Annotated in this window: 7 protein-coding genes and 3 pseudogenes; 7 read left to right on the top strand and 3 right to left on the bottom strand. The window is 54.2% G+C overall.

The genetic code is table 11. The annotated features are described in order from the left end of the window. The coding region (locus tag CPT76_RS37215) for a CehA/McbA family metallohydrolase (RefSeq protein ID WP_181152785.1) at positions 1 to 802 on the top strand (802 nt) is incomplete at its 5' end. Between the two features lie 100 nt (positions 803 to 902). On the opposite strand, the gene CPT76_RS10590 is transcribed toward CPT76_RS37215, so the two are convergent. Next, positions 903 to 2,021 carry an Ada metal-binding domain-containing protein gene (locus CPT76_RS10590; RefSeq protein ID WP_258168280.1) on the bottom strand — a complete coding sequence of 373 codons (1,119 nt, stop codon included), beginning with the start codon at positions 2,019 to 2,021 and terminating at the stop codon, positions 903 to 905. 197 nt (positions 2,022 to 2,218) lie between these two features. Here CPT76_RS10590 and CPT76_RS10585 point away from each other — a divergent pair. The 4 genes and pseudogenes from CPT76_RS10585 (at position 2,219) to CPT76_RS42015 (ending at position 4,984) form a co-directional block, all read left to right on the top strand. Further along, positions 2,219 to 2,829 (top strand): annotated as a pseudogene (locus CPT76_RS10585) (bifunctional transcriptional activator/DNA repair enzyme AdaA). Next, positions 2,795 to 3,367 (top strand): methylated-DNA--[protein]-cysteine S-methyltransferase, encoded by a 573-nt coding sequence (locus CPT76_RS10580; RefSeq protein ID WP_308737555.1) that lies wholly within the window; start codon positions 2,795 to 2,797, stop codon positions 3,365 to 3,367. The pseudogene CPT76_RS10585 and the gene CPT76_RS10580 overlap by 35 nt, the downstream one beginning before the upstream one ends. Continuing rightward, positions 3,357 to 4,069, top strand: a pseudogene (locus tag CPT76_RS10575) (2OG-Fe(II) oxygenase). Before CPT76_RS10580 ends, CPT76_RS10575 begins: the two are co-directional and overlap by 11 nt. Before the next feature lie 276 nt (positions 4,070 to 4,345). Next, positions 4,346 to 4,984 carry a sugar phosphate isomerase/epimerase family protein gene (locus tag CPT76_RS42015; protein WP_105442890.1) on the top strand — a complete coding sequence of 213 codons (639 nt, stop codon included), beginning with the start codon at positions 4,346 to 4,348 and terminating at the stop codon, positions 4,982 to 4,984. On the opposite strand, the pseudogene CPT76_RS10565 reads toward CPT76_RS42015, so the two are convergent. After that, a pseudogene (locus CPT76_RS10565) lies at positions 4,914 to 5,411 on the bottom strand (5-deoxy-glucuronate isomerase); the annotation flags it as partial. The gene CPT76_RS42015 and the pseudogene CPT76_RS10565 sit on opposite strands and share 71 nt — an antisense overlap. A 262-nt stretch (positions 5,412 to 5,673) precedes the next feature. Here CPT76_RS10565 and CPT76_RS10560 point away from each other — a divergent pair. After that, on the top strand, positions 5,674 to 6,231 hold the full coding sequence (locus CPT76_RS10560; protein WP_105442889.1) for a GNAT family N-acetyltransferase: 558 nt from the start codon (positions 5,674 to 5,676) through the stop codon (positions 6,229 to 6,231). After that, positions 6,228 to 6,884: a carboxylesterase family protein gene (locus tag CPT76_RS10555; protein WP_105442888.1), complete on the top strand. Its 657-nt coding sequence runs from the start codon at positions 6,228 to 6,230 to the stop codon at positions 6,882 to 6,884. The genes CPT76_RS10560 and CPT76_RS10555 overlap by 4 nt, the downstream gene beginning before the upstream one ends. 66 nt (positions 6,885 to 6,950) lie before the next feature. Here CPT76_RS10555 and CPT76_RS10550 read toward each other — a convergent pair. Beyond that, positions 6,951 to 7,703 (bottom strand): glycoside hydrolase family 2 TIM barrel-domain containing protein (locus tag CPT76_RS10550; protein ID WP_308737554.1); only part of this gene is annotated, 753 nt, incomplete at its 5' end.

Here is a 7,703-nt window from a genome sequence, read left to right as displayed (position 1 = left end):
CCATAATACGTTCTCCCAAAACCGGAACACCCTGGCAAAGACGGAAGAGCTGCTGCTCATTCCAGGCGTCGAGATGACCAATTATAAGGGGCATGCGAATTTGCTCGGACAGCTGGATCCGTTAGAGGACTTTAGGTTGTATACGGTGGAACAAGCTTCGGAACAGCTGGCCAAAGGAAGGGAAAAGGGAGCGCTTGCGGTGCTGAATCATCCTTTCTGCCCGGACTGCCCGTGGGAATTCGGCTTTGACGTTCCGTTCGATGCGATCGAGGTGTGGAACGGCCCGTGGCGGGAGCTGAACGAAACGGCGGTACGCTGGTGGCAGGAACGGCTGGCCGAAGGCCGGCGGATCGTGGCTGTGGGAGGGAGCGATTTCCACGGTCCCCATCCATGGGTTCAGCATGGACGGCCGACCGCGCACGTGCGGTCGGAGTCACTAACCGCAGCTGGAATTCTGGAAGGGATTCGCCGGGGAAATGTGGTGCTGACCCTTGACCCGGACTCTACGTTTATCGATTTTCAGATCCATGGCGCTTGCGCCGGGGATCAGGTACTGCGGAACTCTGAGCATGGGACTGTTGTGCTTGAAGCCGTGATCCGCCGGGCCCAAGGAGATCAAATCAGCCTGTGGTCCGACCGGGGATTGGAGCGGCAGTGGACGGCAGTGAATGACGAGCTAACCTTGACCTGTGAGCTGCCCCAGGACCGGCTCTTTTACCGGATGGAGGCCAGACGCGATATGGGGGAACTGGGGGCACAGGTGATGACCTGCTTGACCAATCCCGTCTATTTTATTGAATAATACTCAATGCACTTTAAGCGATTGTTCCATATAAGTTAAGAAAAAGGGTCATTCCGCGTTCGTCGTGAATGGCCCTTTTCGATGTGTTCATAGGAAACAACTAGTACAAGACTCTCCACAGGTAAAAGGTGGCGTATGACTCCCAGCCCGACCAGCCTGCGGACAACTGCCGGATTTCCGCCTTGGACGGCTTGCTGTTCCTTCCCAAAATATGCTTCATGGCGTTGTGCAGCCCGACATCGTCGATCGGAAACGCCGACGGAAAGCGCAGGCACCGCATGGATACATAGTTGGCTGTCCATGGCCCGATCCCCCGGATGCTCGTCAGCATCTTTTCAGCTGCCTGATGGCTTCCGGTTTGAAGCAGCCCCAGCTTCCTGAGCTCACCGGAGGCGATTCGCTTTGCGGTATCGATGAGGTATTCGCATTTTTTGACGGTCATCCGCAGCACGGCAAGATCTTCCGCCGAACATGCTGCGATTTTGTCCGGTGTCGGATAAATCCAGTACGTTTCTCCTTCGCAATCCACACTTCTTCCGAAGTTCTCCACCAGGCGTCTTTTGAGCGTATAGGCATAGGTCAGGTTGATTTGCTGCCCAAGAATTCCCCAGGTGACGGCCTCGAACAAGTCGGGGATGCCCACGGTCCGCAAGCCTCGGAAGGACTGCACAGGACCTTTCAAGAGGGGATCGGATTCGGCCAAATGATAGAAGGGGACGATATCCCGGTCCAGATCGAACCACTCCCGCACATAACGGGCCACCTCGGCGCGTACCCATTTGCGGGAAGGGGCCGTATCACCAAGAAAACGGACTACCAGCTCCCGGCAGTCTCCAGCACGGATTTCGATCACTGGTGTCTCGTCTGCGACGGACAGCGCTTTGTAAATCCGGTTGTTGTCGATCCGGTGCAGACATTCATTGGAGGAGCGCAGCAAATATTTTACGTTTTCCTCGTAATTGAATTCGGCAGGGATGAAGAGCTTGATCTCGTGCTTATGGTCCTCCCAGGAGCCGCGGGGAAGGGTGGAGCAGCAATTTCTGCATGGCCGGTACCCCGCAAGCTCGGCTTCTTCCCGGGTATGGAATCGAATTGTATTTTCAGGTTTAGGATGACCGCTGCACCACGGGGTGCAATAAATGTTCATTGTGGTGACGCCCGTAAAATAAGGAGCATCCCAGACCGAATGCATCGTCTCTTGTCGGCATGTTGTGGACATATGTGGTCCTCCTTTTGCATCTTACTTACCTTACCAGTGTATACCGAAACCAGGACGCTTTCATTTCGTTATCTTGCTTTTACATTCCCAAGTTCATCCCAAGCGATCCAAAGAAGGGTATACTGGGGATGGAGGTGAGGCAGATGAAGGATCAAAGGAATGACCGGGATATAGACCAAACCGAGATGAAACGCCGGATGAAAGAGGATATTCCGGAGGAAAAGTGGCGGGCGATTGTCTCCAACGATGCGGATTATGATTTCCGTTTCTTTTACGGGGTCAGCACGACGGGGATTTTTTGCCGGCCTTCCTGCAAATCCAGACCGCCTAACAAAGAGAACGTACGGATCTTTCAACATGCAGAAGAGGCGCTGGCGGCCCGCTTCCGCCCGTGCAAACGGTGCAAGCCGACCGGCGAGAAGCTGCCCGATCAGGAATGGGTGAACCAAATCACCGATTATATCGACCGGCATTTTCGGGATAAGCTGTCTTTGGAACATTTGGCTGAAGTCTGTCACGGAAGTCCTTTTCATCTGCAGCGGACCTTTAAGCGGGTGCAGGGTATCAGCCCGGTTGAATATATCCAGCGCAAAAGGATACAGGAAGCGAAACACCTGCTGGCCCATACGGACCAATCCATCACGGAGATTGCCGCGGGGTTGGGAATTCGAATGTCCCGTATTTTATTACGCTGTTCAAAAAAATGACGGGCCAAACGCCGCTGGAATTCCGGCAAATATGGCAGCACGGCGCTGCCCTGGAGGTGCAAACATATGAATATGAACATGATCACGGCAAGCAAAACTGACTTGGTAACCCTGTATTGGGACAGGCTCGACGGAGACGGCTGGAGCCTTTATGCTGCCGCTACGGCCCAAGGGCTCGGTTATGTCGGTTCCCACGACGGTTCGTTTGATGAACTTGAGGCCTGGGCGACACAGCGTTATCCGAACCATGAATGGGTTCGTGATGAAGTGACAATGCTTCCTTACATTACGGAAATCGCTGAATATCTTCAGGGAACAAGAGAAGAATTTACGATTCCAATGGACGACCGGGGAACTCCGTTCCAGCGGGAGGTATGGCAGGCTCTCTGCTCCATTCCGTATGGGCAGACCACAACCTATTCCGAGATCGCACACCAGATCGGACGCCCGGCTGCGGTGCGGGCCGTTGGCACGGCGATCGGAGCCAACCCGGTATTGATTTTGGTGCCCTGCCACCGAGTCATCGGAAAGAATGGGGCACTTACGGGATACCGCGGCGGCCTCGATATGAAGCAGAGACTGCTTGCACTCGAAGCTGGGCAGTCCATCCCGGCTAGGGGACCGCGTCATGCCAACTAGTATCCGGGAACGGGTTCAAAGGGTAGACTGGGGCGCGCTTCGGAAGACGTTAGACGATCAAGGGTATGCCAAGCTGCCTGTCATTCTAACTCCGGAAGAATGCGAAGAGCTGGTTGGAACCTACGCAAGCGAAGACTGTTCCGCAGCACGATTTCGATGGCCCGGTATCGCTTCGGCAGCGGAGAATATAAATACTATGACCGCCCGCTGCCTGCGGCGATCCAGCAGCTCAGGGAAAATCTGTACCCGGAGCTATCCCGGACCGCCAACCGTTGGCATGAGCAGCTCGGCATGGATGCGGGGTATCCAGCATCGCTTGACGAATTTTTGGAAGAGTGCCATCGGCAAGGCCAGCTGCGGCCTACGCCGCTGATCCTGAAGTACGAAGCCGGGGGCTACAACTGCCTGCATCAGGATTTGTACGGCGAAGCGTATTTTCCTTTTCAGGTCGTGTTCGCCCTGAATCAAAGGCAGCAGGATTACACCGGCGGCGAGTTTCTACTGGTAGAGCAGCGTCCGCGGGCGCAGAGCCGGGGGCATGTGATCACGCTCGAGCAGGGTGAAGGGCTGATTTTCCCCACGAACTACCGGCCGGTTCAAGGGACTAAAGGCTATTACCGAACCACGCTTCGTCATGGGGTAAGCACAGTACAGACTGGTATTCGGTATACGCTCGGCGTTATTTTTCATGATGCCACCTGAGCATATCCTCTCCTTTTTTTGAATTGTCGCGAGCCTGTATTGACAACGCTAATCGGAAGTTACAGTATTTTAGGGGAGATGCAATCGCTTTCAGGGTGAGGTGGGTTTTGGGGCGGCAGGGCATCGTCCACAAACGTGTCTTATCGTCAGACCCTATGCTAACACCGCATTAGGAACGCGATTGAACTGCCCGATTCCTTATGGATTAAGGGGTTAATATGGATCTTACCATATTTCACAATACGGGCAGCAACTACAGGAAAGTGTGGGGATTGGATGCCAAATTTATCGCTGACGACGTGGAGTCTGCACCGCAATCTGGGACCGCTGCGCTGGACGCAGTGGGATGATGAGCGGAAGGAGCACGTCACCCGGGTAGAGGAGCAGCCGGAGAAGCTCTCGCTGCTTGAACTGCCGGCTGTGCTGAGAGACAAGGGCTTCACCACGATGGAAATTTGCCACTTTCATTTCAAGGACACGAGCAGCAGCTATCTTCAAGAGCTTCGCGAGGCGATTCAGCAGGCAGGGATGCGCTTTTATACGCTGCTTGCAGATTACGGCGACATTACGAATCCGGATGAAACGCGCCGTGAAGCAGATATGGAGTGGCTGCAGCGCTGGATCGATATTGCATCCGCTGCTGGTGCAGAACGGATCCGGATTATCGGCGGCGATGCCGATCCCGGCGATGCCGAAGCACTCAAGCTCGCCGCCAGCCAGCTCCAGCGGCTGATCGATTACGCGACGGATAAACAGGTCCGCATCGTCACCGAGAATTTTCATGCAATGACCTCCACGGCGGACAACTGCCTGGCTTTGCTGGATGCCTGCGGCAACCAGCTAGGATATAACGGTAGATGGTGCGCTCGTTGGAATTACTCAGGCTGCCCAGGTTGTTCGGCGAAGCTTCGCTGATGGCCGCCTTCACCGTCGGATAAGCTTTGTGGGCAGGCGTGGAGTTCAGGTAGTATTTAGCCGGATTGGCTTTGTCGCTGCTGCTGAACACCACTTCCTTGGCACCGAGTCCCACGTAGAGGCAGTCCTTCGAATCGATGGAATAGTCCGTGCCGTCGACGCTGATTGTACCCGGTCCTCCGACATTGATGATACCGATCTCGCGGCGCTCCAGGAACGTATCGGCACCCATCGTTTTCGGGTCGGCTTCGAGCTTGACGCTCTGATTTACCGGAACCGCGCCGCCGACGATGAAACGATCGACATGCGTGTAATAGAGCGTGAGCTGATCCGCTACAAACATCGACTCGATCAAAAATTCCTGACGCAGGCGAGCCGTATCAAACGCTTTCACTTCTTGGGGATGGGATGCGTATCTAATTTCCATGTTCGTACCTCCATAGGTTCATAATGGTTTATATCAGTTCTATAATGTTCATTATAGTTCATCCACTTCGAATTTCAAGCATAATTTAAAGCGGATACATTTCCACAATTGACCAGCAATTCAGCGATCTGTTATGTTGAACTTGGAATGCAGATCTCTTAAATCGAGCGTTATATAAGTTGGATAAAAGAATACGGAGTGTACCAATAAACCATTTCGATGTTTCAACTTATATAACTCGTACAACGATGGAGGTGAAGATATGCCTGAAACGATCAACATCCGGCCGGCGGAGGCTGCGGATCTCCCGTTTCTGTGGGAAATGCTGTTCGCTTCCATGTACACGCCGGAAGGGGAGCCACCATTATCCCGCGATATCCTTGCACGCCCTGAAATATCGAAGTACCTGGACGATTGGGGAAAGGAAGGCGACATGGCCTTCATTGCCGTCTCCAGCGAAGGAGAGCGACTAGGGTCGATCACGCTCCGATTGTTTGATCCGGAACATCCCGGATACGGATATGTGGACGAGAATACGCCGGAGCTGGGCATGGCCATCCTGCCGGAACACCGTGGCAAGGGGATTGGAACCCTGCTTATGCAGCGGGCGTTCGAGGAGCTGCACGCTGCAGGGATACCGTCCGTATCCTTAAGCGTGGATCCCAGAAACCGTGCGATGAAGCTGTACGAACGATTCGGGTTCACGGAAGTCGGCATGTCGGGAACTTCGGTCACGATGAAAGCGCAGGTTCACCGTTCGGGTATACAGGGAGCCGAGGAACCAAAATACATAAATCGAAAGCGGGGAAAAAGAACATGAGCCAAAGTGCCAAGAGGCTTGACAAAGAAATTACGAAGCGGGTCAAACTGGACTATTTGCTGCATCTGCCTGAAGCCTATGAAAGTGAGCCTGAGAAAAAATGGCCGCTGATCCTCTTCCTTCACGGTTCGGGGGAGCGCGGGAGCGATGTCGAGCTGGTCAAGGTGCATGGCATTCCAAAGATCGCGGATCAGGATCCGCAGTTTCCGTTCATTGCCATCTCACCTCAATGCCCGGAAGACTCGTTCTGGGCGATGGAGGAAGACGCTTTAATGGCTCTCCTGGAGGAAGTGGAAGATCACTATCGCGTGGATCCAAAGCGCATTTATTTAACGGGATTAAGTATGGGCGGTTACGGTGCATGGCAGCTGGCTGCGATGTATCCAGATAAATGGGCGGCGGTCGTCCCGATTTGCGGAGGAATGGAACCAAAATATGCCGAGCAGATCAAGGATATCCCGATTTGGGCCTTCCATGGGGCTAAGGATGATGTCGTTCCGCTGTCGGAATCCGAACAAATCGTGGAGGCGCTGAAAGAGATCGGCGGGAACGTGAAATTTACGGTGTACCCGGACGCGAATCACAACTCATGGACCGAGACCTACGCCAACAAGGAATTGTATACCTGGCTGCTCAGCCACTCACTATCTTAAAATAGCAAAGGATGGATATGCCCGGTGCAGTGCCGGACGTACCCATCCTTTTTTAGTGTGCAAACATCATGATTCATTCGATATAATAACGTTCTGCGACCCCATGAAATATCGTTTAACCACGTCGTACGCCAGCTTCGGCCTGCGATACCGGTCGACGATGCCTTTGCTGTTTTGGGCACCTGCCCGGGACAACAGCCAGCCGGTCGCATCGGTAACCCGGCAGTCGCAAAACTGCCAAATATACATGCCGGACAGGAAGGGGCTTGATGTGTATGCAGCCAGGTTGGCTTCGATGATATCCGCCTGCCGCTCCTCCGTGCCGCGCATCCGGGCTTTGTCGCGCAAACCGTAATATCCATCCCCGCCGAACTCGCTCATGATCATCGGCTTGCCGGCGCCGCCGGCCCGGTCAGCCCATGCCCGCGCCTGTTCACAGAGAGCCTTTGGATCCTCGTCCGTATACCAGCCGGGATACAGATTAAATGAAACGATATCCGCCAAATCAAAGCAGAGCTCCCGCTCCCTGTGATGCGAAGCGAACGTCAGCGGGCGGCCGGTGTCCAGCGCTCTCAGCTGCCCTAGCTGCCGGCTGTAGTGCTCACGTCCTTCCTCGGTATCGCTGGCACATTCGTTCAGGATCGCCCACAGGATAATCGAAGGATGGTTGTAATGCTGCTCCACCATTTCGCGGTTGACTTGTTCGCACTGCCAGACGAAATTCGGATTGCGCATTTGCTCCAGGGACAAGCCTCTCGCATGATTTTCCTCCCATACCAGGAAACCTAGCTCGTCGCATAAATCCAGAAAACGCTCGTC

The sequence above is a fragment of the Paenibacillus sp. AR247 genome, assembly GCF_002968895.1.
Taxonomy (GTDB): Bacteria; Bacillota; Bacilli; order Paenibacillales; family Paenibacillaceae; genus Paenibacillus_AQ; species Paenibacillus_AQ favisporus.
This window is presented reverse-complemented; position numbering and strand designations above follow the sequence as displayed.

Bases quoted from the DNA above. Each gene is read 5' to 3' on its own strand.
- CPT76_RS10590 (WP_258168280.1), bottom strand. From the start codon at position 2,021: ATGTCCACAACATGCCGACAAGAGACGATGCATTCGGTCTGGGATGCT.
- CPT76_RS10580 (WP_308737555.1), top strand. From the start codon at position 2,795: ATGAATATGAACATGATCACGGCAAGCAAAACTGACTTGGTAACCCTG.
- CPT76_RS42015 (WP_105442890.1), top strand. From the start codon at position 4,346: ATGCCAAATTTATCGCTGACGACGTGGAGTCTGCACCGCAATCTGGGA.
- CPT76_RS10560 (WP_105442889.1), top strand. From the start codon at position 5,674: ATGCCTGAAACGATCAACATCCGGCCGGCGGAGGCTGCGGATCTCCCG.
- CPT76_RS10555 (WP_105442888.1), top strand. From the start codon at position 6,228: ATGAGCCAAAGTGCCAAGAGGCTTGACAAAGAAATTACGAAGCGGGTC.